Annotated in this window: 3 protein-coding genes (1 of these 3 running past the window's edge); all 3 read left to right on the top strand. The window is 71.8% G+C overall.

Annotation, left to right across the window (positions count from 1 at the left end; all coding sequences use genetic code 11):
* Positions 1–60: 60 nt before the first annotated feature.
* Tightly spaced (each overlapping or abutting the next), the 3 genes in view from RDV84_RS19590 to RDV84_RS19580 form a layout consistent with a single transcriptional unit that may run on beyond the window.
* Positions 61–6,783, top strand: a complete 6,723-nt coding sequence (locus RDV84_RS19590; RefSeq protein ID WP_309151303.1) for a non-ribosomal peptide synthetase — start codon at positions 61–63, stop codon at positions 6,781–6,783.
* Positions 6,780–19,214: a non-ribosomal peptide synthetase gene (locus RDV84_RS19585; RefSeq protein WP_309151302.1), complete on the top strand. Its 12,435-nt coding sequence runs from the start codon at positions 6,780–6,782 to the stop codon at positions 19,212–19,214. The genes RDV84_RS19590 and RDV84_RS19585 overlap by 4 nt, the downstream gene beginning before the upstream one ends.
* On the top strand, positions 19,211–24,707 hold the 5' portion of the coding sequence (locus RDV84_RS19580) for a non-ribosomal peptide synthetase (RefSeq protein WP_309151301.1). The gene runs 4,112 nt beyond the window's last position; the window shows 5,497 of its 9,609 coding nt (coding positions 1–5,497); its start codon is at positions 19,211–19,213; its stop codon lies off the right edge, out of view. The genes RDV84_RS19585 and RDV84_RS19580 overlap by 4 nt, the downstream gene beginning before the upstream one ends.

Here is a 24,707-nt window from a genome sequence, read left to right as displayed (position 1 = left end):
AGGCCCTGGACCGGCCCGGCGACGCGTTCGCGGGCCGCGATGCACCGAAGGAAACACACGATGGCGTCCTCGACCCCCGCAAGCCCGGCCTCCACGAGTCCGGCTCCCGCAAGCGCGATCCTCGCAAGCTATTGGCGCAAGGGCGGCACGCTCGAACGCGGTCCACAGGGCTGGACGATGCCGGCGCGCGAGGACGAGGCGCTCGCACCCGCCGAGCGACGCGCGCTGGACGAACATCGCGAAGAGATCGACGCGATCCTCGCGGCCCAGCCGGATTACTTCGACTGGCGTCCGCTGCAGGCCAACCCGCGCGCGCTATGGTTCCTGCACCGGCTCGCGCCGCACAGCGCGGCCTACCATTGCACCGCCGTGCTCGGCATGGACGGCCGGATCGAAGACGCGCAGCTGGCGGCGGCGTTCGAGCGCTTGTGCGCGCGCCATCCGATGCTGCGCGCGCAGTTCGGCGAGCGCGACGGCGAGCCGTGCTATCGCATCCTCGCCGAGCACCGCAACGAATGCCGCGCGCTGGCCGCCGACGCCGACCTGGCGCAGGCCAAGCGCACGCTGCTGGCCGAGGCCGACCGGCCGTTCGCGTTGGAACAGGCCGCGGTCATGCGCCTGTCCAGCGTGCGCGTGGGCCAGAGGGTGGTGGTCTCGCTGGTGCTGCACCACATCGTCGCCGATTTCTATTCCTGCGAGATCCTTGCGCGCGAACTGGTCGCCGAACTCAGCGGCGGCACCGCCGACGCCGCCGCCGCGTCCTATGAACAGTGGAGCCGCGAGAACGCCGAATACCTCGACAGCGATCGCGGCCGCGACGCGGCGCAGTACTGGCAAGCCCTGCTGCGCGACGCGCCCGCCGAGCTGCAGCTTCCCACCGATTTCGTCCGCCCGTCGCTGCGGCAGTGGAGCGGCGAGCGGATCGAGCGCGACCTGGACCCGGGCTTGAGCGCGCAGGTGCGCGCGACCGCGACCGCGCTCGGCGTCACCCCGTACATCGTGCTGCTCGCTGCCTACCAACTGTGGCTGTGGCGGCTGGGCGGACAGGCCGACTTCGTGATCGGCACGCCGACGCTCGGACGCCACGCGGCGCGGCACCGGCATCTGGTCGGCTACCTGGCCAATCCGGTGCCGGTGCGCGCGCGCATCGATCCGCAGCAGCGCTTCGCCGACCTGGCCGCGGCGCTGAAGATGCAAATGGACTCGTCGCTGCGCCGCCAGCGCTATCCGCTGACCCGGCTGCTGGACGAACTGGCCTTGCCGCGGCGCTCCGACCGCGCGCCGCTGTTCCAGCATTTCTTCACCTACTCGCAGGCGCGCCTGGGCTGGGGCGAGGCGGTGGCGATGGAAACGCTGCACATGGGCATGCGCGGCGCCGCCCACGAACTGATCCTGACCGTGTTCGAGAACGGCGCCGACTTGTGTTGCCAGATCGGTTACTGCGATGCCTTGTATGGCGCGCAGACCGTGTCGGGCTGGCTGGACGGTTATGTCGAACTGCTCGCGCGGATCGTCGCCGATCCTTCGCGCAGGCTCGACGCGCTGGACTGGGCCGGGCACGGCCAGGCCGGCGAACGCGGCGAAACCATCGATGCGGGCGCACGCCACTCGATCGAGCGGATCGAATCGGCCCCGGATGCGCACATCGCTTTGCACGAAGGCGAGCGCACGCTCGACTACGCCGCGCTGCGCGCGAGCGCACGGACGTTGGCCGCCGGCCTGCAGGCGCACGGCGGCGAGGTGGTCGCGCTGGCGCTGCCGCGCGGCGAAACCCAGATCGTCGGCATGCTGGCGGCGTGGTACGCGGGACAGGCCTGGCTGGCGCTGGACCCGCGCCTGCCGGACGAGCGCCTGGCCTACATGGTCGAGGACAGCGGCGCGCGCGTCGTTCTGGGCGACGGTCCGCGTCCGGCGTGGTTGCCCACAGCGGCGGCCTGGTACGCCCCCGACGCGCTGACCGGCGAAAGCTTGGACGAAACCGCGCGAAACCCGAACGACGTCGCTTATCTGATCTACACCTCCGGTTCGACCGGACAGCCCAAGGGCGTGGCGGTGAGCCACGCCAACCTGTGCGGTTACGTCGAAGGCGTGCTGGCGCGATTGCAGCAGGACCGGCCCCTGGCGCAGGACGCGGTGTTCTCGACCCTGGCGACGGCTTCGGCCGATCTCGGCCATACCGCGCTGTTCGGCGCCTTGCTCAGCGGGCGCGGGTTGCGCCTGATCGACGATGCGCTGGCGCGCGATCCGCATGCGCTGGCCGAGCATTTGCAGCGCCACCGCGTCGACGTGCTCAAGATCGTGCCTTCGCACCTGCAGGCATTGCTCGCCGCGGAGCAGCCGCAGCGACTGCTGCCGCGGCAGGCGCTGGTATTCGGCGGCGAAGCCTTGCCCTGGCCGTTGGTCGATCAGATCCGCGCGCTGGCGCCGCACTGCCGGGTGTTCAACCACTACGGCCCGACCGAGACCACGGTCGGCGCGACCTGCATCGACACCGAGCGGGCGCCGCGCGGTACCGCGTCGGTGGCGATCGGCATGCCGTTGCCGAACTACCGCGCGTACGTGCTCGATCAACAGGGCCGGGCGGTGGCGCAGGGCGCGATCGGCGAGCTGTACATCGGCGGCATCGGCGTGGCGCGCGGCTATTGGCGCCGCGAGGCGCTCAGTGCGGAACGTTTCCTGCCCGATCCGCTCGACCCGTCGCAGCGCGTCTACCGCACCGGCGACCGCGTGCAGCGGCTGCCGGCGGGCGAACTGGTGTTCCATGGCCGCGCCGACGACCAAGTCAAGATCCGCGGCTACCGGGTCGAACCCGGCGAGGTCGAACAGCGCCTGCGCGCCGTGCCCGGGGTCGAACAAGCGGTGGTGCTGGCCGCGCCGGGCGCCAACGGCACGCAAACGCTGGCGGCGTTCTATCGCGGCGCCCACGCCGACCCGCTGGCGACGTTGCGCGCGGCCTTGCCCGACTACATGGTGCCGGCGCGCTGCCTGCGCGTGGACACGGTGCCGGTGACCGCGAACGGCAAGGTCGACCGCGCCGCATTGCTGGCTTTGCTCGACGCCGCCGAGCCCGCCGCGGCCGCGCAGGACGCGCCGCTGGAACCGTTCGAAGCGCGACTGGCGGCACTGTGGCAGCCGCTGTTCCCGCAGGCGACGATCGGACCGCAGTCTTCGTTCTTCGGCCTCGGCGGAGATTCAATCCTGGCCCTGCGGCTGGTCGCCAGCGCGCGCAAGAGCGGGATCGAACTGACGCCGGCGCTGCTGCTGGAAACCGCCAGCCTGCGCGAACTGGCGCAGCGGCTGCGACCGCCGTCGCCGACCGAGCTGCTGCTGCGCCAGGCCTGCGCGCAGGCGCTGGGGCGCGACCGCATCGACCGCGATGCCGACTTCTTCGAACTCGGCGGCGACTCGATCGCCGCGCTGAAACTGGTCGCGCGCGCGCGCCAGGCCGGGCTGGCGCTGACGCCGGCCGAACTGCTGGAACATCGGCCGCTGTCGGCGCTGGCCGCGCATCTGGATCGCGCCGCGGACGCGATCGACGCAGTCGCGCCCGCGCCGGTAGAACCGACACCGGCCGCGGCGCTGGCGCCGTTCGGCCTGCTCGACGCCGCCGAAGGCGCGCGCCTGCGCGCCGCGCACGCCGATGCGATCGACGCCTATCCCTTGTCGCCGCTGCAGGAAGGACTGCTGTTCGCGGCCCTGGCCGCGCCCGATTCCGGGCAGTACCTCAACCAGCAGGTGCTGAGCCTGACCGGCCCGCTGGACCGCGCGCGCCTGGTCGCGGCCTGGTCGGCGCTGCAGCAACGCCACGAAAGCCTGCGCGTGGGCTTCGACTGGGATCACGCCGGCCGACCGGTGCAGTGGTTGCCGGTGCAGGCCGGCCCGAGCATGCACGAACACGACTGGTCCGGCCGCGACAGCGCCCGCACCCAGGCCGAACTGTGGGCCTTGTGCGAACGCGAGCGCGACAGCGCGTTCGCGCTGGAACGACCGGGGTTGCTGCGCCTGCACCTGGTCTGCGCCGGGCCGTCGCAAGCCTGGCTGGTGCTGACCGTGCACCATCTGGTGATCGACCGCTGGAGCGCGGCAGTGCTGCTGCAGGAACTGTTCGCGCTGTACGCCGGCGAGGCCTTGCCGCCGGCGCCGCGTTACCGCGATTACATCGGCTGGCTCGGCGCGCAGCCGGTGCAGGGCGAGGACGCGTTCTGGCGCGCGCAACTGGCCGACTACGAAGGCGGCGAAGAACTGCCGGCGCCGGCCGCGCCGGGCGAGGGCCGCTACGTCACCGAGGCGCGGCTGGCGCGCGCGGAGATCGTCGCGCTGCGCGAATGCGCCGCGCGCCTGCAGGTGCCGCTGACCAGCGTGCTGCAGGCGGCCTGGGCGTTGCTGCTCAGCCGCTACACCAACAGCGCCGATGTCTGCTTCGGCCTGACCGTCAGCGGCCGTCCGCCGGCGCTGGCGCAGGCCGAGCGCATGACCGGCTTGTTCATCAACACCCTGCCGATGCGCTTGCGGCTGGAGGCGGGACAGGACTTCGGCGCGTTGTGCCGCAAGGCGCGCGACCTCAGCTTCGCGGTGCAGGCGCACGACCGCCTGCCGCTGGCGCGCATCGCCGAACTGGCCGGCGTCCCCAACGGCGCGGCCCTGCTGCACAGCCTGCTGGTGATCGAGAACATTCCGCTCGACACCGCCGCGCGGTTGCCCGACGGCCTGGCCTACGAATTCGTGCACGCCGCCAGCGCGACCAACCTGCCGTTGCTGGTGCAGATCACACCGGAAGACGACAGCCTGCACCTGCTGCTGCAGAGCCAGCGCAACCAGTTGCCGGACGACTTCGTCGAACGCGTGCTCGGCGACTGGCTGCGCCTGCTGCGCGGCGTCGCCGGACTGGTCGACACGCCGGTCGGCCAGATGGGCCTGCTCGCGCCCGCGGATTGGGCGGCGTGGCGCGCGCGCGGGCAGGGGCCCGCGTTGCCGTTCGTGCCCGAGCGCATGCCCGATTCGCTGGCCGACTGCATCGAACGCGCCGCCGCGCGGCATCCGGGCGAACCAGCCCTGGTCGGCGGCGGGCGTTGCCTGAGCTACGACGAACTCAATCGCCGCGCCAATCGCCTGGCCCACCATCTGCGCGCGCTCGGCCTGAGCGCGGGCGAGCGGGTGGCGCTGGTGGCCGACCGCAGCGTCGCGATCACCGTGGCGATGCTGGCCGTGCTCAAGGCCGGCGGCGCCTATGTGCCGATCGATCCGGAACATCCGCACGAGCGCATCGCCTTCGTCCTGGCCGATGCCGGCTGCCGCTTCGCGCTGGCGCGCGACGCGGGCTTGGCGTGCGTGAGCGGCGGCGCCAGCCGCGTGCTCGATCTCGACAGCGAGGCCTTGCTCGGCGAACTCGCCGCGCAGCCCGAGCGCAACCCGGCGCGCAACCACGACGCGGCGTCGCCGGCCTACGTGATCTACACCTCCGGCTCCACCGGCCAGCCCAAGGGCGTGCTGGTGCCGCACCGCGGCCCGCTGCGGCTGATGCAGGCGGTGCAGGCGATGCTGCCGGCCGGTCCCGGCGACCGCGTGCTGCAGTTCACCGGCCTGCACTTCGACATGTCGGTGCTGGAGTGGCTGTGCGCCTGGACCCAGGGCGCGTGCCTGCACCTGATCGAGCGCGAGCTGACCCGTTCCGGCGACGGCCTGCTGGCGCTGCTGGCCGAGCAGGCGATCACCCACGTGGTGGCGCAGCCGGCGGTGTTCGCGCCGCTGCCGCCGCCGTCGTTGCCGGCGCTGCGTTACCTGTTGCTCGGCGGCGACGTGTGCCCGACCGAACTGGCCGAGCGCTGGGGCCGCGGCCGCGTCGTGCTCAACGGCTACGGCCCGACCGAGGCGTCGGTGCTGGTCACCGCCGATCGCTACGAACCCGGCCGCGCGATCGCGCTGGGCCATCCGTTGCCGCACGCGCAGTGCTATGTGCTGGACTGGTCGGGGCAGCCGTGCCCGCCGGAGTCGGTCGGCGAACTGCACCTGGCCGGCGATTATCTCGCCCACGGCTACCTGGGCCTGCCGGAGAAGACCGCGGCGGCGTTCCGCACGCCCGAGCGCGGGCCGCTGGCCGGCGTGCGCCTGTACGCCACCGGCGACCGCGTGCGCCAACGTCGCGACGGCCGCCTGGAGTTCCTCGGCCGGCGCGATCACCAGGTCAAGATCCGCGGCCTGCGCATCGAGCTGGGCGAAGTGGAAGCGGCGCTGCGCGCGCAAGCGGGCGTGGCCGAGGCGGTCGCGCTGGTGCACCGGCCCGGGCAGGACAACGCCTGCCTGGTGGCGTTCGTGCAGGGCGAGGCCGACCCGGCGGCGCTGCGCGAAGCGCTGCGCCTGCGCCTGCCGGCGCATCTGCTGCCGGCGCACATCGAATGCCGGGCGACGCTGCCGCAAAGCGCCAGCCGCAAGGTCGACCGCCGCGCCCTGGCGGCGCTGGTCGAACACGTGCTGCGGCCGCAGGTCCGGCTGGCGCCGGCCAGCGACAGCGAACGCCGGCTGCTGGCGGTGTGGCAGCGGCTGTTCCAACGCGACGCGATCGGCGTTACCGAAGACTTTTTCGCCCTCGGCGGCCACTCGCTGCTGGCCACCCGGCTGGCCAGCGCGATCGCCCTGGAATTCGACCTGCGCCTGGACCTGCGCCGGTTGTTCGCCACCACCACCATCCGCGACCAAGCCTTGCTGATCGACGCATTGCAGGCCGCCGCGCTCGCATCCAGCGCCGGCGACGGCGCCGAATCCGTCATCGAATCGGGATTCCTATGACCGCTGTTGAAGCAACCGGGCTGCACGCCGCCACGCCGGAGGGCGCCGCGCTCGAGATTCTCGAACGCGCGCGCAACGCGGGCATCGCGCTGCACGTCGAAGACGGCCGGTTGGCCTTCAAGGCGACGCGCGCGCCGCTGGACGCGCAGTTGCGCGCCGATATCGGCGCCCGGCGCGAGGCCTTGATCGCGCTGTTGAGCCAGGCGCAGGACGCGAACCGCGACTGGCGCGCGCTGCCGATCGAAGCGGCGCCGGACGGCGTGCCCGCCCCGCTGTCGCTGGGCCAGGAGCGGCTGTGGTTCCTGGAGCAATTCGAACCCGGCGGCCACGCTTACCACCTGGCGGCGCTGTTCGAACTGCGCGGCGAAGTGGACCCGGCCGCGCTGGAGCGCGCGGTACGGCGCCTGCTGGCCCGCCACGACGCGCTCGATCGGTGCGTGCGCGATGGGCAGTCCATCGTCGTCGGCGACGGCGCCGCGGCGGTGGAGGCGGCGGACCTGCGCGGATGCGGCCAGGGCGAGATCGACGCGGCGGTCGAAGGCTTCCGCCTGCGCCCGTTCGATCTGCAGCGGCAACGCCCGCTGCGCATGCAGTTGCTGCGTCTGGACGGGCAGAACGAAAGCGCGCAGGGCGACGGCGGGCAGGATGGCAGCGCGCAGAATGACAGCGGGCCCCGACATTGGTTGCAGGTCGTGGTCCACCATATCGCCTGCGACGGCGTGTCGCTGGGCCTGCTGACCGAGGAGCTCGGCCGCGCCTATCGCGCCGAATGCGGCCTGACGGTGGACGCGGCGACGCCGCTGCCGTGCCGGTACGGCGATTACGCGCGCTGGCAGCGCGACACCCTCGACCGGCTCGACGATTCCCTGCGCCATCACGTCGAAGCGCTGTCCGGCGCGCCGCACCTGCACGCGCTGCCGCTGGACCGCGAACGCCCGGCCGCGCTCGGCCAGGCCGGCGCCAAACTGCGCCTGGCGTTCCCGCCCGGATTGGCCGAGCGCATCGCCGCCTACGCCCAAGCCTCGCGCGCCACCGCTTTCCACGTCCTGCAGGCCGCCTTCGCCGTGCTGCTGGCGCGTTGCGGCGCCGGCGACGATCTGTTGATGGGCACCCCGGTCGCCGGCCGGGTGCGGCCGGAGCTGGAGTCGCTGGTCGGCCTGTTCGTCAACACCGTGGTGCTGCGCACGCAGCTGCACGACGATCCCGATTTCGCCACCCTGGTGGCGCGCTGCCGCGACCACCAACTGGCCGCGCTGGAGCATCAGGCGCTGCCGCTGGAACGCGTGATCGAGGCCTTGCAGGTCGAACGCAGCAACCGCCACGCGCCGTTGTTCCAGCTGATGTTCGCGCTGCGCCACGACGCCGACCTGGCCCTGGACCTGCACGGCGTGCAGGCGCGCGCGTTGGCCTTGCCCGAGGATATCGCCAAGCACGAACTGACCCTGGAAGTGCTGGTCGGCGCGGGCAGCATGAGCGCGGTATGGGAATACAACACCGCGCTGTGGGATGCGGCCACGGTGGCGCGCTGGGCCGAACGCTACTTCGTTGCCCTGTCGGCGATGCTGGAGCAGCCGCACGCGCCGGCGCTGTCGTGGCCGTGGCCGGCCGCCGAACTCGCGCTCGACGATCGCCGCGAAGCGGCGCCACTGGCCGCCGCCAGCGTGGCCGAGACGATCGCGCATATCGCCCAGCGGTTCCCCGAACACACCGCGCTGGAGACCGCGCAGGGCCGGCTGAGCTATCGCGAACTGATCGTGGCGGCCGATGCCCGCGCCGGCGCGCTGCGCCGACGCCTGGGCGCGCAGGCGCGCAGCGTGGCGCTGTGTCTGCCGCGCGGGCTGGATTGGTATTGCGCCTTGCTGGGCGCGTGGCGCGCCGGGCTGAGCGTGGTGCCGCTGGATGCGCAGTGGCCGCAGGCGCGCTTGCGCGAAGTCGTCGCCGCCAGCGCGTGCGACGCGGTCGTGACCGATGCGCAGGGGCGGGCGTGGTTCGCGCCGGAATCAATTGTCGCGGTGGACGCGCTGCAGTCGGCCGCGCATGCGGAAACCGATGAGGCCCCGGCGCCTTCGTCGAACCCGTTGGCCTATGTGCTGTACACCTCCGGCTCCACCGGCGCGCCCAAGGGCGTGGAGGTCGGCCATGCCGCGCTGGCCGCGCACATCGCCGGCGCGGCCGACGCGCTGGCGCTGACGCCGAACGACCGGGTGCTGCACGTCGCCGGGCTGGCGGTGGACACCACCCTCGAACAACCGCTCGCGGCCTGGAGCCGCGGCGCCTGCGTGGTCGCGCAGTCCGACGAATTGCTGGAACCGCGTCGCTTCCTCGCCTGCCTGGCCGAGCGCGCCGTTACCGTCGTCGATTTGGCGCCGGCGTATGCCAACGAACTGTTGCTAGCCACCGCCGCCGACGACTGGCGCGGTTTGCCGCTGCGCTGTCTGGTGGTCGGCGGCGACGTGCTGCCGGTGTCGCTCGCGCGACGCTGGTTCGAGCTCGGCCTGAACCAGGGCCGCAGCCTGATCAACGCTTACGGCCCGACCGAGGCCACCATCTCCAGCCACTATCACCGTGTGCACGCCGAAGACGCGACCCGGCCGGTACCGCTGGGTCGATTGCTGCCGGGGCGCATCGCTGCGGTGCTCGACGCGCACGGACGCATCGCGCCGCGCGGGGCGAGCGGCGAACTCGCGCTCGGCGGCATCGGCCTGGCCGAAGGCTACCGCGGCGACGCAGCCGCCAGCGAGCGGCGTTTCGCACCGCTGCGCCTGCCGAGCGGCGAATCGCTGCGCATGTACCGCACCGGCGACCGCGTGCGCCTGCTCGGCAACGGCGAACTGCAGTTCCTCGGCCGCGCCGATTTCCAGATCAAGTTGCGCGGCTATCGGATCGAGCTGGAAGAGATCGAGCACTGCCTGGGGCAGTTGCCACGGGTGCGGGCCGCGGCCGCCGGCGTGGTCGGCGAGGGCACCGCGCAGCGGCTGGTCGCGTGGGTCGAGCGCGTCGGCGAGACCACCGCAGTCGCCGCCGATTCCAGCGAGACCGATTCAAGCGAGGCCGACTCAAACGAGGCAGATTCAAGCGAAGCCGACGCCGAAGACTGGCATCGCGCGCTGAGCGAGCGTCTGCCCGCGCACATGGTGCCGGCCCAATTCGTCGTCCTGGCGCGTTTGCCGCGCAATGCTTCGGGCAAGGTCGACCGCCGCGCCTTGCCGGCGCCGCCCGCGCCCGCGCCGGCCGACCGGACGCCGCCGCGCACGCCGCAGGAACGCGCGCTGTGCGCGGTCTGGAGCGATGTGCTGCAGTGCGAGGTCGGCATCCACGACAGCTTCTTCCGCCTCGGCGGCGATTCGATCCGCAGCCTGCAAGTGGTCGCGCGCCTGCGCGAACGCGGTTATGCGGTCACGCCCAAGCTAATGTACCAGTTCCAGAGCGCGGCCGAACTGGCGCCACATCTGGCGCCGCTGCAGGCCGCGCCGGCCGAGACCGCGCCGCTGATGGGCGAGCTTGGCCTGAGCCCGATCCAGCGCTGGTTCTTCGACAGCGCGCCGGCCCAGCCGGATCGCTATCACCAGTACGTGGCGTTGCGGCTGAAACAGCCGCTCGATGCCGAGCATTTGAACCGAGTCTGGGCGGCGCTGTGGCAGCGCCACGATCTGCTGCGGGCGCGCTTCGAGCGCATCGACGGGCAGTGGCGGCAGCGCGTCGACGCGCCCGGTCCCGCGCCGGCGATCCAGGCGCGGGACTGGCGCGGCGCGACCGACCTGGACGCGCGCATCGACGCCGAGTTCACGCGCATGCAGGAAGCCACGCCGTTGGCCGGCCCGCTGGCCGCGCTGACCGTTGCGCGCTGCGACGAGGGTGAACGCCTGCTGGTCTGCGCCCATCACCTGATCGTGGACGCGGTGTCGTGGCGCCTGCTGCTGGGCGAACTGTTCGACGGACTGGCGGCCCTGGCGCGTGGACAGGCGTGGACGCCGTCGGCGCGCAACGCGTCGTATGCCGACTACATCGAGGCGCTGGCCCAGGCCGATGCGGCGCAGAGCTTCGATGCGCGGTTCTGGAACGAGGCTGCCGCGCAACCGATACAGGCCTTGCCGCAGGACCGCGCCGTCGCCCTGGCCGATACGCGCCAGCGCAACGTCGGCCGCGTGGTGCAGACGCTGGACGCGGGCTTGACCGCGGACCTGCTCGAACGCGCGGGCGCGGCCTATCGTTGCCAAACCGACGAACTGCTGCTGATCGCGCTGGCGCGGGCGCTGGCCGCGCGCACCGGCCGCAGCCGGCTATGGCTGGATCGCGAGCGGCACGGCCGCGACGTGCTCGACGGCCGCGACTGGTCGTCGGTGCTGGGCTGGTACACCGCGGTGCATCCGTTGCCGCTGGACCTCGCCGGTACCGACGGGCCCGCGCAGATCGCCGCGCTCAAGGAGCAAATCCGCGCGCTGGCGCGGCGCGGCCTGGAATACATGCCGCTGGCCGCGGCCGGGCGGATACCGGCCCTGCCGGCCGCGCAACTGTTGTTCAACTACCACGGCGTCGTCGACGGCGGCGCGCATCCGGCGTTCGAGATCGAAGCGCGCGCGCTGGCCTCCGGCAACGGCGCGGACAATCCGCCCGGCGCGCTGGTCGAGGTCAATGCGCGGGTGCAGGGCGGCCGGCTCGGCCTGGTCTGGAACTACGCCGGCGAAGCCTACGACGCGGCCACCATCGAACAGTGGACGCGCGACTTCGCCGCCGAACTGTCGGCGCTGGTGGCGCATTGCCTGGAGCCCGGCAGCGGCCTGCTGACCGCCAGCGACTTGCCGCACGCGCGGCTGGACGCCGGCGAGTTCGCATCGCTGGCCGCGCGCGAGGACGCGCGTTCGATCGAGCGCGCGTTCGCGCTGACGCCATTGCAGCGCGGCGTGCTGCTGGAGAGCTTGCGCGGCGAGGGCGCCGATCCGTATTTCCAGCAGACGGTGGCCGAACTGGAGGGCGAGCTCGATGCGGCCGCGCTGGCCCGCAGTTGGTTCGAGACCGCGCGCCGGCAGCCGATGCTGCGCACGGCGATCGTGTGGGAAGGGCTGTCGGTGCCGCACCAGATCGTGCTGGCGGGCACGCAGGCGCCGTGGCAGGAACTGGATTGGTCGCAACTCGACCCGGCCGCCCAGGACGCGCAACTGCAGCGATGGCTGGCCGACGATGCCGCGCGCGGCGTCGATTTCGCCCACGCGCCGCTGGCGCGCATGTGCCTGATCGCGCGCGGCGGCGGCCGCTACTGGCTGGCGTGGAGCATCCACCATCTCATCGTCGACGGTTGGAGCACGCCGCTGTTGGTCGGCGAAATGCTGCAGCGCTATACCTCCGACGTGCGCGGCATCGCGCTGTCGCTGCCGCCGGCGCCTGGCTTCGACGGATACCTGGATTGGCGCGAACGCCAGGACCTGGCGCGTCAGCGCGGCTGGTGGCGCGAGCGTCTGCACGGATATTCCGGCGCCGCCGCGCTGCCCGCCGGCGCGTCCGGCGCGTCCGGCGCGACCCGGCGCGAGGAATGCGAACGCTGGCTCAGCGCGCACGACAGCGAGCGCCTGCGCGCGTTCTGCCGCGAACGCGGCTGCACGCTCAGCGACCTCGTCGCTTTGGCGTGGGGACTGGCGAACGCGCGTTACGGCAACAGCGACGACGTGGTGCTGGGCATGACCCGTTCGGGCCGGCCACCGGATCTGGCCGGGGTCGAGTCGATGGTCGGCGTGTTCATCAACACGCTGCCGCTGCGCCTGCGCGTCGATGCAAGCCGGCCCGCGCTCGACCTGCTTTCGGCGCTGCGCGGGCAATCGCTGGAAATCGCCGAGAACGAAGCCGTGGGCTTGGGCGAGATCCTCGCCGACAGCGGCCTGGACGCGGATCGGTTGTTCGCCAGCCTGCTGGTGGTCGAGAACTTCCCGGCGATGGCGCCGGCGCAGCTGCCGTTCGCATTACGCGTGCGCGAGACCCGCGCGGCCAATCACTACGCGCTGACGCTGCGCGTGTCCGAACGCGAAAACCTGCGCCTGGAAGCCTTGCTCGATGCCGCGCGGGTCGACCGCGACGTGGTCGCGGCGATGCTCGATCTGGCCGTGGCGAGCCTGCTTCGCTTGCTGCAACGGCCGGATTGCACGGTCGCCGAGCTATTGGGCGAAACCGATGCGGTGCCGGCGACGTTGCCGGAGCGGGCGTCGTCGGCCACCGCGCAGTCGCTGCTGTGGCAGGCGCCGGGGCAAGCGGTGGCGGTGGAAGAGGGCGATGCCAGTTGGACCTACGCGCAGCTGCGCGCTGCGGCCGGACGGATCGCCGCGGCGCTCGACGCGGCGGGTACGTCGCCGGGGGCGCATGTCGCGTTGTGCCTGCCGCGGACGTTCGCGCAGCTGGCGGCGATGGCCGCGGTGTGGCATCGCGGCGCGGCGTGGCTGCCGTTGGACCCGCAACATCCCGATGCGCGCCAGATCGCCGTGCTCGACGACAGCGGTGCGGATGTCGTGATCGGCTGGGGCGCCGCGCCGGCGTGGTTGCCCGTCGGCGTACGCTGGCTCGATGCCGAATCGGTCTTAACCGACACCACGCCGTATGCGGAACCGCCGCGCGTGGATGTCGGTATCGATACCCCGGCTTATCTGATCTACACCTCCGGCTCGACCGGAACGCCCAAGGGCGTGGTGGTGAGCCAGCGCAATCTGGCGCATTACGTCGCCGGTGTGTTGCCGGTGCTGGAACTCGGCGAGAACGCGTCGCTGGCGACGCTGTCCACGGTCGCGGCCGACCTGGGCTTCACCGCCTTGTTCGGCGCCTTGCTCAGCGGACGCCGCGTGCGTCTGCTGCCGGCGGAACTGGCGTTCGATGCGCAAGCGCTGGCCGCGCATCTTCAGGCGCATCCGGTGGATTGCCTGAAGATCGTGCCCTCGCATCTAGCCGGTTTGCTGGCGGCCGGCGGCGGCGCGTCGGTGTTGCCGCGCGAATGCCTGGTCACCGGCGGCGAAGCGCTGAGCGGCGCCTTGGTCCAGCAGGTGCGCGCGCTCGCGCCGTCGCTGCGGATCGTCAATCACTACGGTCCGACCGAAACCACGGTCGGTATCTTGACCTGCACCGTGCCGGACGAATGGCCGGCGGAGCAGGGCGTCCCGGTCGGCCGTCCGCTGGCCGGCAACGAGGCCTGGGTGTTGGACCGTTTCGGTCTACCGGCGCCGGTCGGCGTGGCCGGCGAGTTGTACCTGGGCGGCGGCAATCTGTCGCTGGGCTATTGGCAGCGCGACGAACAAACCGCCGAACGCTTCGTCGCGCATCCGTTCGCGCCGGGCCGCACGCTGTACCGAAGCGGCGACCTCGCCAAGCTCGATAATGAAGGCCGGATCGTGTACCTGGGCCGCGGCGATCACCAGGTCAAGATTCGCGGCTATCGCGTGGAATTGGGCGAAGTCGAGCAAGTGCTGGCGCAGTTGCCCGGCGTCGAAGTCGCCGCGGTATTGGCCTTGCCGGGCGCCAACGGCGTATTGCAACTGGGCGCCTGTGTGCAAGGCACGCTGGACGGTGTCGCTGAAGCGTTGACGCAGCGTCTGCCCGAATACCTGTGTCCGACCCGCTGGCGCATGGTCGAATCGATGCCGCGTCTGGGCAACGGCAAGATCGACCGCCAGGCGCTGGCCGAGTTGTTGCAGCAGGAAGAGACCGATCCGTCGGCCGAAACCGCCGACGAAACCCCGGTCAACGAAGTGCTGCGCGAGCTGTGGCAAAAGCTGCTGGGCCGCGAGCATATCGGCGCGCACGAGAACTTTTTCGCGCTCGGCGGCGATTCGATCCTGAGTCTGCAAGTGGTGGCGCGAGCGCGCCAAGCCGGGCTGGCGCTGATGCCGCGACAGCTGTACGACCATCCGACCCTGGCCGCGCTCAGCGCGCAGGTGCAGGCGAGCGCGCCGGCGCCCGCAGCGGCCAAGCCCGCGCCTGAAGCCGAACAGGCGTTCGGCTTGACCCCGATCCAGCATTGGTTCTTCGAGCAGGCGCTCGATGAACCCGCGCACTGGAACATGTCGCTGTACCTGAAACTGCCCGGCGCGCTCGACACCGCCGCCTTCGCCGCGGCATTGGCCGATGTCGTCGCCGCGCACCCGATGCTGCGCGCACGCTTCCAGCGCGACGCCGGCGGACAGTGGCGCCAGCGCATCGGCGCATGGCAGGCCGACAACTTCGTCCATCGCGAAGCCGAAGCCGGACAACGCGAAACCTTGTTGGCGCAATGGCAGTCCGGCCTGAGCTTCGATGGCTCGCTGTGGCGCGTGCTGGCCCTGTCCGGGCCGCAAGACGGGGAAACCCGGGTGTTGTTCGCCGCGCACCACTTGCTGGTCGATGCGGTGTCGTGGGCGGTCATAGTCGACGACCTGCAACAGGCCTATGCCGAGCGCCGCGCCGGCCGCGTTCCGGCGCTGGCCGCCGAAGCCTGCGGTTTCGGCGAGTGGCAATCCGCGTTGCGACAGTTGCCCGCGACCACCCTGGAGCGGTGGCGCGGCTACTGGCGCGCCCTCGATCCGAACACCGACGCGACCCGACTGCCGTGGCAGGACAGCGACAATCGCTACGCGCATACGGTCCATCTGCACGACCGCCTCGACCGCGAGTGGACCGAGCGCCTGCTGACCCAGACCGCCCGCGCCTACGGCAACGAGCCGCAGGAGCTGTTGCTGGCGGCGCTGGCTCTGGCGCTGCGCGGCGACGACGCCGCGACCACGCTGTGGGTCGAGCTGGAAGGCCACGGCCGCGACGACCTCGGCGCGGACCTGGATCTGTCGCGCACGGTCGGCTGGTTCACCGCGCGCTATCCGCTGGCGCTGCGCCTGCCTGCCGGCGAAGACCCCGGCGCGGCGCTGCGCGCGACCAAGGACCAACTGCGCGCGATCCCCGATCGCGGGCTGGGCTTCGGCGTGCTGCGCTACCTGCACGGCGAACTCGCCGACCTGCCGGTGCCGCAGGTCTGCTTCAACTATCTCGGCCAGTTGCGCGCCGGCGAACGCGACGGTTGGACCCTGTGCGAGGAGCACGACGGCGGCGGCCGCGCCGGCGGCAATCGCCGCCGCCATCTGCTCGACCTCAATGCGATGTTGGTCGACGGCGAACTGCGCCTGGACTGGGCTTGGCCGCGCGACGCGGCGACGGGCGAGGCGCTGCAGGCGCTGAGCCGACGCTATCTGGGCGCGTTGCGCGAGCTGATCGCCAGCGCGCAGACCGCCGAGCCGCGACCGACGCTCGCCGACCTGCCGCTGGCCGGACTGGATGCGGCGCAGCTGGACGCGCTGCTGGCCCGGCATCCGCAGGCGCAGGACGTCTATCCGCTGGCGCCATTGCAGGAAGGCTTGCTGTTCCACAGCCTGCTCAACGCACAGGCCGATCCCTACATCAACCAGACCACGGTGGCGCTACACGGCGCGCTCGACGGCGAGGCCTTCGCCGACGCGTGGCGGCAAGCGCTGGCGCGCCATCCGATCCTGCGCAGCGGCTTCGTCGTGCAAGGGCTGTCCTCGGCGCGGCAATTGCCGCACCGGCAGGTCGCGCTGCCGTTGATCGAGCAGGACTGGAGCGATCTGGACCCGGCCCAGGCGCAATCGCGCCTGGCCGAATTGCAGGCGCAGCAACGCGACATCGGTTTCGATCTCGCCGCGCCGCCGCTGATGCGGCTGGCGCTGCTGCGCCGCGGCGCGGACGAGCACTGGCTGATATGGACCCGCCACCACCTGATCGTCGATGGCTGGAGCTCGGCGCTGCTGCTCGGCGAGGTCTGGCGCCTGTACGCCGCATTGCGCGAAGGCCGCACGCCGCAACTGGTGGCCGCGCCGCCGTTCCGCGATTACCTGCAGTGGCTGCGCGAACAAGACCCTGCGATTGCGCGCGCGTTCTGGCGCGAACAACTCGGCGGCCTGGAACCGGTGGCATTGCCCGAAGCGGCCGAACCGGCGGCTGGATACGCATCGCTGGCGCGCCGGTTCGATTTCGCCGCGGCCGCGGCCTGGGCACAGGGCCACGGCCTGACCGCCAATTCGCTGCTGCAAGGCGCGCTGGCCCTGGTGCTGCGGCGCTATTACGGCCGCGACGATTTCGCCCTCGGCATCACCATCGCCGGACGCCCGCCGGAACTGGCTGGGGTGGAACGCATGCTCGGCGTGTTCATCAACAGCGTCCCGTTGCGCGTCGTCACGGCCGGGCAAGCCGCGCCGGCGTTGTGGCTGCAGAACCTGCAGCGGCGCAATCTCGACCTGCGCACTCACGGCTACCTACCGCTGGCCGAGATCCAGCGCGCCGGCGCGGCCGATGCGGGTTCGCTGTTCGATACCTTGCTGGTGTTCGAGAACCTGCCCGCGGCCGCGCGCGGCGGTGATGCCGGCCCGCGCATCGAGGAACTGGATCATCGCGCCCACAGCAACTATCCGTTGATGCTGACGGCCGTGCCCGAAGACGACGGGTTGCGCATCGAGGCGGTACTCGACCGCGGCAAGCTCGATGGCTGGCTGGTCGAGCAGATGCTGGGCGATCTGGCCTTCGTGTTGCAGCAGCTGCCGTCGTTGCAGCGGCTGGACGATTTGCCTTTGCTGCCTTCGCAGAGTCGATCCGCCGCCTGGACCGAACGCGCCAGCTACCCATGCGTCGGAAGTCTGGTCACGCGCTTCGCCGAAGTCGCGCAGCGCCATCCCGCGCGCATCGCGGTCTCGGCCGAAGACGGCGCACTCGACTACGCCGCGCTCGACCGGCGTTCCTCGCAATTGGCGACATTGCTGATCCGCCAAGGCGCCGGCCCCGGCCAGCGCGTCGGCCTGTGCCTGCCGCGTGGCTGCGACCTGTTGGTCGCGCTGCTGGCGATCCTCAAAACCGGCGCGGCCTACGTCCCGGTCGATCCGCAAGCACCGGCGGCGCGGCGCGGTTTCGTCCTCGAAGACAGCGGCGTCTGCCTCAGCGTCAGCCTGCGTGCGTTGGCGGTCGAGCTGCCCGGCACGGCGCTGTGCCTGGACGATCCGTTCACTCGCGCGCAGCTCGATGCGGCGACGTCGGGCGAACTGCCCGAGGTGCCCGCCGACGCGCCGGCCTATCTGATCTACACCTCTGGTTCGACCGGCACGCCCAAGGGTGTGGTGGTCACGCATCGCAATGTCGAGCGTCTGTTCACCGCGGCCACGCAGGACGGCCACTTCAGCTTCGACGAAAGCGACGTGTGGAGTCTGTTCCACTCGCACGCGTTCGACTTCGCGGTGTGGGAGCTGTGGGGCGCGTGGTTGTACGGCGGCCGCGCGGTGCTGGTGCCGGAAGCGGTGTGCCGGCAACCCGATGCCTTCCTCGACCTACTCGCCGACCAAGGCATCACCGTGCTCAACCAGACGCCGTCGGCGTTCTACGCGCTGCAGTCGCAGGCGCTGCGACGCGACGTACCGCTGAAGGTGAAGACCGTGGTGTTCGGCGGCGAAGCGCTCGAACCTTCGCGCCTGCAACCCTGGCGCGAGCGCTACCCGGATGCCGAGCTGGTCAACATGTACGGCATCACCGAAACCACGGTGCACGTCAGCTTCCACCGCCTCAGCGACGAAGACCTGCAAAGCCCGGCCAGCCGCATCGGCCGTGCATTGCCGGACCTGGCCGTACACGTGCTCGACGACGCCGGCCAACCGGTACCGCTGGGCGTGATCGGCGAACTGGTGGTCGAAGGCGACGGCGTCGCCCAAGGCTATTGGCAGCGGCCGGAACTGACCGCCGAGCGCTTCGTCGTTCGCGGGGGGCAGCGCCGCTACCGCTCCGGCGACCTCGGCCGCTACCGCGTCGACGGTTCGTTGGAGTACCGCGGCCGCGGCGACGATCAGGTCAAGCTGCGCGGCTACCGGATCGAACCGGGCGAGATCGCGGCCAAGCTCGCGGCGTTGCCGCAGGTCGTCGACGCCGCGGTCACGGTCGAAGGGCAGGGCGAGGGCGCGTGGCTGATGGCTTACGCCGTCGCCGCGGCGAACGCCGAACCCGATCCGCAAGCGTTACGCGACGGGCTGCGCGGGGTACTGCCGGACTACATGCTGCCGCGCCAGATCCAGCTGCTGCCGGCGCTGCCGCTGACCGCCAACGGCAAGCTCGACCGCAAGGCGCTGCCCAAACCGCAGACCGGGGAACGCGACGAAGGCGTCCTCGAATCGGCCAGCGAACGACGCTTGGCCGAATTGTGGCGGCAACTGCTGGGCGGCGAGTTGCCCGGACGCGGCGCGCATTTCTTCGCCCGCGGCGGCCACTCCCTGCTGGTGGTGCGCCTGGCCGAGGCCATCCGCGTCGAGTTCGCGGTGGCCGTGCCGCTGAAATCCCTGTTCGAGCAGCCGCGGCTGGCCGAACAGGCCGCCTTGCTCGACGCTCTCGCCGCACCGCAAGCGGCGCCCGAACGCGCGGACGACACCTGGGAAAGCTTCGAACTATGAGCGCCTCGCAACTGCTGATCGACCTGCGCCGCCAGGGCGTGCGCCTGAGCCTGGCCGACGGCCGCCTGCAAGTGCAGGCGCCGCCGGGCGTGCTGACGCCGGCGCTGCGCGACCGGCTCAAGGCGCATCGCGATGAGTTGACCGATCTGCTCGCGGCCAACGATCCGGCCGCCGCGGCCGGCGAAGCGCCGATCCCGCGCCTGCGCGACCGCCAGGACGCGCCGTTGTCGCCGGCGCAGCAACGCCTGTGGCTGTTGCAACAACTGGAATCCGACCCGGCGCTGTACCTGATCCCGGCCGCGTTGGAACTGCGCGGCGCGCTCGACCCCGACGCGGTGCGCCGCGGCATCCAGGCGCTGATGGCGCGCCACGAGTCGCTGCGCACGGTGTTCCGCGAGCGCGACGGCGAAGCGACAGCGCACCGGCTGGATGCCTGGCCCGACCCGCTGCATTGGCGCGAGTTGGCGGCGAGCGACGATCAGGACGCGACATTGGCGCAAGCCATCGCCGTCGCCTGCGCCGATCCGATCGACCTGGAGCACGGGCCGATGCTGCGCGTGCACGCGTTCGCGCTGGGCCCGCAGCGGCATGTGCTGTTGCTGCTGTTGCACCACATCGCCGGCGATGCGCAGTCGATGGCGGTGCTTACCCGCGAGTTCGCCCAGGCCTACGCCGCGGCGCTGGACGGCGCCGAGCCAGCGTGGGAACCGTTGCCGTTGCAGTACGCCGATTACGCCCATTGGCAGCGCGAACGCTGGCGCGAAGGCCGGCTCGACGCCAGCCGCGACTGGTGGCTCGATCGCCTGGACGGGTTGGCGCCGCTGCATGCGCTGACCACCGATCGCGCGCGGCCGGAGCGGCTCGGCAATGCCGGCGCGCGGGTGAGCCTGCGCCTGGACGCGAACGAACGCGCCGCGGTACTGGGGTTGGCCCAAGCCCACGACGCGACCGTCTTCGTGGTGCTGCAGGCGGCGTTCGCGCTGCTGCTCAAGCGCCACGGCGACCACGCCGACGTCGCCTTCGCCACGCCGGTGTCGGGACGCGAACATCGCGAACTGCAGCCGCTGGTGGGCTTCTTCGTCAATACCCTGGCGATGCGCCATCGGGTCGATGAAGACGCGTCGGTCGGCGCGTGGCTGGCGCAAGTCAAGCGCGCCACCCTGGACGCGTTCGCGCACCAGGCGCTGCCGTTCGACAAACTGATCGAAGCCGTGCAGCCGGCGCGCAGCCTCAGTCATGCGCCGCTGCTGCAGATCATGCTTTCCTACCAGCGCCGCGAAGGCGACGGGTTGCGCCTGCCGGGCCTGGACATCCGGCCGTGGCCGCTGCCGCAAGCCGGCAGCAAGTTCGAGCTGTCGCTGGATGCGCTCGATGGCGACGACGGCATCGAGCTGAGTTTCGAATACAACACCGAATTGTTCGCGCCGGCGCGTATCGCGGCCATGGCCGCGCAGCTGCGGCGCCTGCTGGCGCAGATGTGCGCGGACACGGACGCGCCGTTGCGCGCGCTCGACATGCTCGACGATGCGCAACGGCAGACGCTGCAGGCTTGGGAAGGCGAAGTGCGCGTGCGCGGCGAGCGCCCGGTGCTGAGCGAGATCGCCGAGCGCGCCGAACGCGCGCCCGACGCGATCGCGCTGGTCGACGGAGCGCGCACGCTGAGCTATCGCGAGCTGCTGCGCAACGTGGCCGCTGCCGCCGCGGCCCTGGCCGCCCGCGGGGTGAAAGCCGGCGATCTGGTGGCGCTGCGCTTGCCGCGCGGCGCGGCGGCGATCGAATGCCTGTTGGCCTGCCATTGGCTCGGCGCCGGCTACGTCCCGCTGGACACCGCGCTGTCGGACGAGCGTTGCGCCTTCATCCTGGCCGACGCCGGTTGCCGGTTGCTGATCGCCGAGGCGCCGGTCGGCGACGCGGCATGGATAGCGCCCGCCGCACTGGCCGAAGCGCCGCATGGCGCCACGACGCCGCCGCGGCAGGACGCGCTGGAACACCCGGCCTACGCGATCTACACCTCCGGCTCGACCGGCCGGCCCAAGGGCGTGCGCATCTCGCAGCGCAATCTGGCCGGCTACGCGCGCGCCGTCGCCGAGCACTACCGGATCGAACCGCGCGACCGGGTACTGCAGTTCGCCTCGCTGTCGTTCGACATCAGCGTCGAGGAGATTTTCTGCGCGCTCGCCGCGGGCGCCGCGCTGGTGTTGCGCGATGACGAAAGCGTGGCCGGTCCGGCCGGCTTCGCCGCCTTCGTCGCCGCGCAGTCGATTTCGGTGGCCTCGCTGCCGACCGCGTCCTGGCATGTGCTGTGCGGCGATCCCGCCGTGGCGGTGCCGGCCGACAGTCCGCTGCGGCTGCTGGCGATCGGCGGCGAAGCGGCGCGCGCCGAGTGCGTGCGCGCCTGGCGCCGCGCGGTCGGGACGCGCCTGCGCCTGCTCAACACCTACGGCCCGACCGAGGCGACGGTGGCCGCGACCTGCTTCGATCTCGGCACGGGCGAGGACGTGCGTATCGGTCGTCCATACGCGAACACACGCTGCCTGGTGCTGCAGGGCGAGGCGCGCGTGCCCGAAGGCGTGCCCGGCGAATTGGTGCTGGCGGGCGAGGGCGTGGGCGAGGGCTATATCGGCCATGCGGCCGCGAACGCCGCCGGCTTCGCCGAGCTCCAGGGCGAGCGCGTCTACCGCACCGGCGACCGCGTCTGCTGGCGCGACGGCGAACTGCAGTTTCTCGGCCGTCGCGACGATCAGGCCAAAGTGCAGGGCTTCCGGGTCGAACCCGGCGAAATCGAACCGGCGCTGCGCGGTCTCGCCGGCGTCGCCGATGCCTGCGCGGTCTGCCTGCGCGATCCGGCCGGCGACAATCGCCTGATCGCCTATTGGCAGGCCGATGCCGACGTCGGCGACGCGACCGACCAGGCCGTGCCCGATGAAGCCGACTTGCGCGCCGCGCTCGCGCGCGAACTGCCGTTCTACCTGGTGCCGAGCCGCTTCGTGCGCTTGCCGCGCCTGCCGCTGAACGTCAACGGCAAGCTCGACCGCCGCGCCCTGCCGGCGCCGGATTGGAATGCAGCGCCGCCATCGCCGGCGGCAGCGCTGGACGAGGGCGAAATCGCGTTGCTGGCGTTGTTCCGCGAAGTGCTGGGCCAGCCCGGGTTCGGCCCTGACGACGATTTCTTCCGCGCCGGCGGCCATTCCCTGGCCGCGGCGCGGCTGGCCGGCCTGATCCGCACGCGCCTGCAGCGGGCCCTGCCGCTGCGCGAACTGTTCGCCGCGCCGAACGTGCGCGCCCTGGCCGCGGCATTGGAGCGCGGCGAGGTCGAGACCGCGATACCGCAACGGCTGTCGCGCACCCAGCGTCTGCCGCTGTCGCCCGCACAGCGCCGGCTGTGGTTCCTGCAACAGCTCGACGCCGCTTCGCCGAGCTACAACATGCCCGGCGCGTGGCGGATCGAAGGCGCGCTGGACCCGGCCGCGCTGCGCGCCGCGTTCGCCTGCCTGCTGGCGCGGCACGAGGCGCTGCACAGCCGCATCGCCAGCGACGCCGGCACGCCGTATGCGCTGCCCGATCCGCAGGCCGCGCTGCCGTGGCGGGAGCTCGACCTGTCGGCGCTGGCGCCGGCGCAACGCGAGGCGCGCCTGCAGCAACGCCTGCACGCCAGCGCGACCGCCGCGTTCGATTTGGGGCGCGAACTGCCGCTGCGGATCGAATTGATCCGGCTGGGCGCGGACGAGCACGCGCTGCTGGTCTGCCTGCACCACATCGCCGCCGACGGCGCCTCGCTGGGCCTGCTGATGGCCCAGGCCAACGCCGCCTATCGCGCAGCGTTGCGCGGCGAGCGCGACAACGAAGACGCTTCGCGCCTGCACTACGCCGATTTCGCCGATTGGCAACAGCGTCTGCTCACGCCCGAGCGCGAACGCAGCTTGCTGACTTACTGGCGCGAACGCCTGTCCGGCGCGCCCGCGGTGCACAGCCTGCCGCTGGATTACCCGCGTCCCGAGCGCCCCGATCATCGCGGCGGCCACCACGCCTTCGTGCTGCCGGCGGCGCTGGTGGCCCGGCTCGACGCATTGGCGCTGGATTGCGGCGTCACCGCCTTCATGCTGCTCAAGAGCGCGTTCGCGCTGGTGCTGGCGCGCTATTCCGACAACGACGACATCGTCCTGGGCACACCGGTGTCCGGCCGCGAGCGCGCCGAGTTCGAGCACACCATCGGCTTCTTCGCCAACACCCTGGTGTTGCGCGAAACCGTCGACCGCTCGCGCAGCCTGCCCGACTCGTTGCGCGCCGGCCGCGCGCAATACCTGGCCGATTTCGATCGCCAGGCGCAGCCCTTCGACACCCTGGTCGAGGCGCTGGGGGCGGCCGGGCAGGGCGGGCCGTCGCCCCTGTTCCAGATCCTGTTCGCCGTGCACGAAGGCGGCGCCGCGCTGGAATTCCCGGATGCGCGCCTGGTTGCGCTCGACCACGGCAGCGGCACGGCCAAGTTCGACCTGAGCCTGCACCTGACCCGCCGCGACGGCGGCTTGCACGGCCAGTTCGAATTCGCCGCCGCGCTGCTGCGCGAAGATACCGTGCGCAGTCTCGGCGAATCGCTGGCGGCGCTGCTGGCCGATCTGGCCGAGCGTCCCGACGCGCCGGCCGGCGAACTCGCGCTCGCCGCCGCGGCGTTGCCGCAACCGGCACCCGCCGCGGCGGCCGTCGCGCACGCCGATCTTTGGCATTGGTTCGAGCACAGCGCCCAAGTCCATGCGCAGTCGGTCGCGCTGGAGCACGGCGAGCATCGCATCGAGTACGCCGAACTCGCGCGGCAGGCGCGCGACTGCGCCGACTATCTGTACGCCCACGGCGTCCGTGCCGGCGACCGGGTCGGCCTGTGCCTGGCGCGCGGCTGCGCGCCGGTCGTCGCGATCCTCGCCTGCCTGCGCCTGGGCGCGGCTTATGTACCGCTGGATCCGGCCTATCCGAGCGAGCGCTTGCTGCGCATCGCAGCGGAAGCGCGATTGCGCTGCATCCTCGCCGACGCGGCGGGCGAGGCGGCGCTGATCGGCGCCGACGCGCCGCGCCTGCCGATGCCCGCCGAAGGTGCGGTCTTCGCGCCAGCGCCGACGGCGACGATCGATCCCGACAGCGCCGCCTATGTGCTCTACACCTCCGGCTCGACCGGCACGCCGAAGGGTGTGGTCCTGCCGCATCGCGCCTTGACCCAGTTGCTGACCGCCCAGGCCGCCGACCAGCCGCTGTTCGGCGAACGCCTGGCGACGCTGCAGTTCACCTCGTTGAACTTCGACGTCTCGTTCCAGGAAATCTTCACCGCGCTGGTCAGCGGTTCGCGCCTGGTGCTTGTCGGCGAGGCGCAGCGCCAGGACCTGCCGGCCTTGGTCGAGTTGATCCATGCCCGCGGCGTGCAGCGGCTGTTCCTGCCCGTGGCGGTATTGACCTTGTTGCCGATGCTGGCGCAACGGCCCTTGCCGGAGCTGCGCCTGGTCGCGGTCG

The sequence above is a fragment of the Lysobacter yananisis genome, assembly GCF_031199375.1.
Taxonomy (GTDB): Bacteria; Pseudomonadota; Gammaproteobacteria; order Xanthomonadales; family Xanthomonadaceae; genus Lysobacter; species Lysobacter yananisis.
This window is presented reverse-complemented; position numbering and strand designations above follow the sequence as displayed.

Excerpts from the sequence above, each read along its gene's own strand:
- RDV84_RS19590 (WP_309151303.1), top strand. The coding sequence starts at position 61 with ATGGCGTCCTCGACCCCCGCAAGCCCGGCCTCCACGAGTCCGGCTCCC.
- RDV84_RS19585 (WP_309151302.1), top strand. The coding sequence starts at position 6,780 with ATGACCGCTGTTGAAGCAACCGGGCTGCACGCCGCCACGCCGGAGGGC.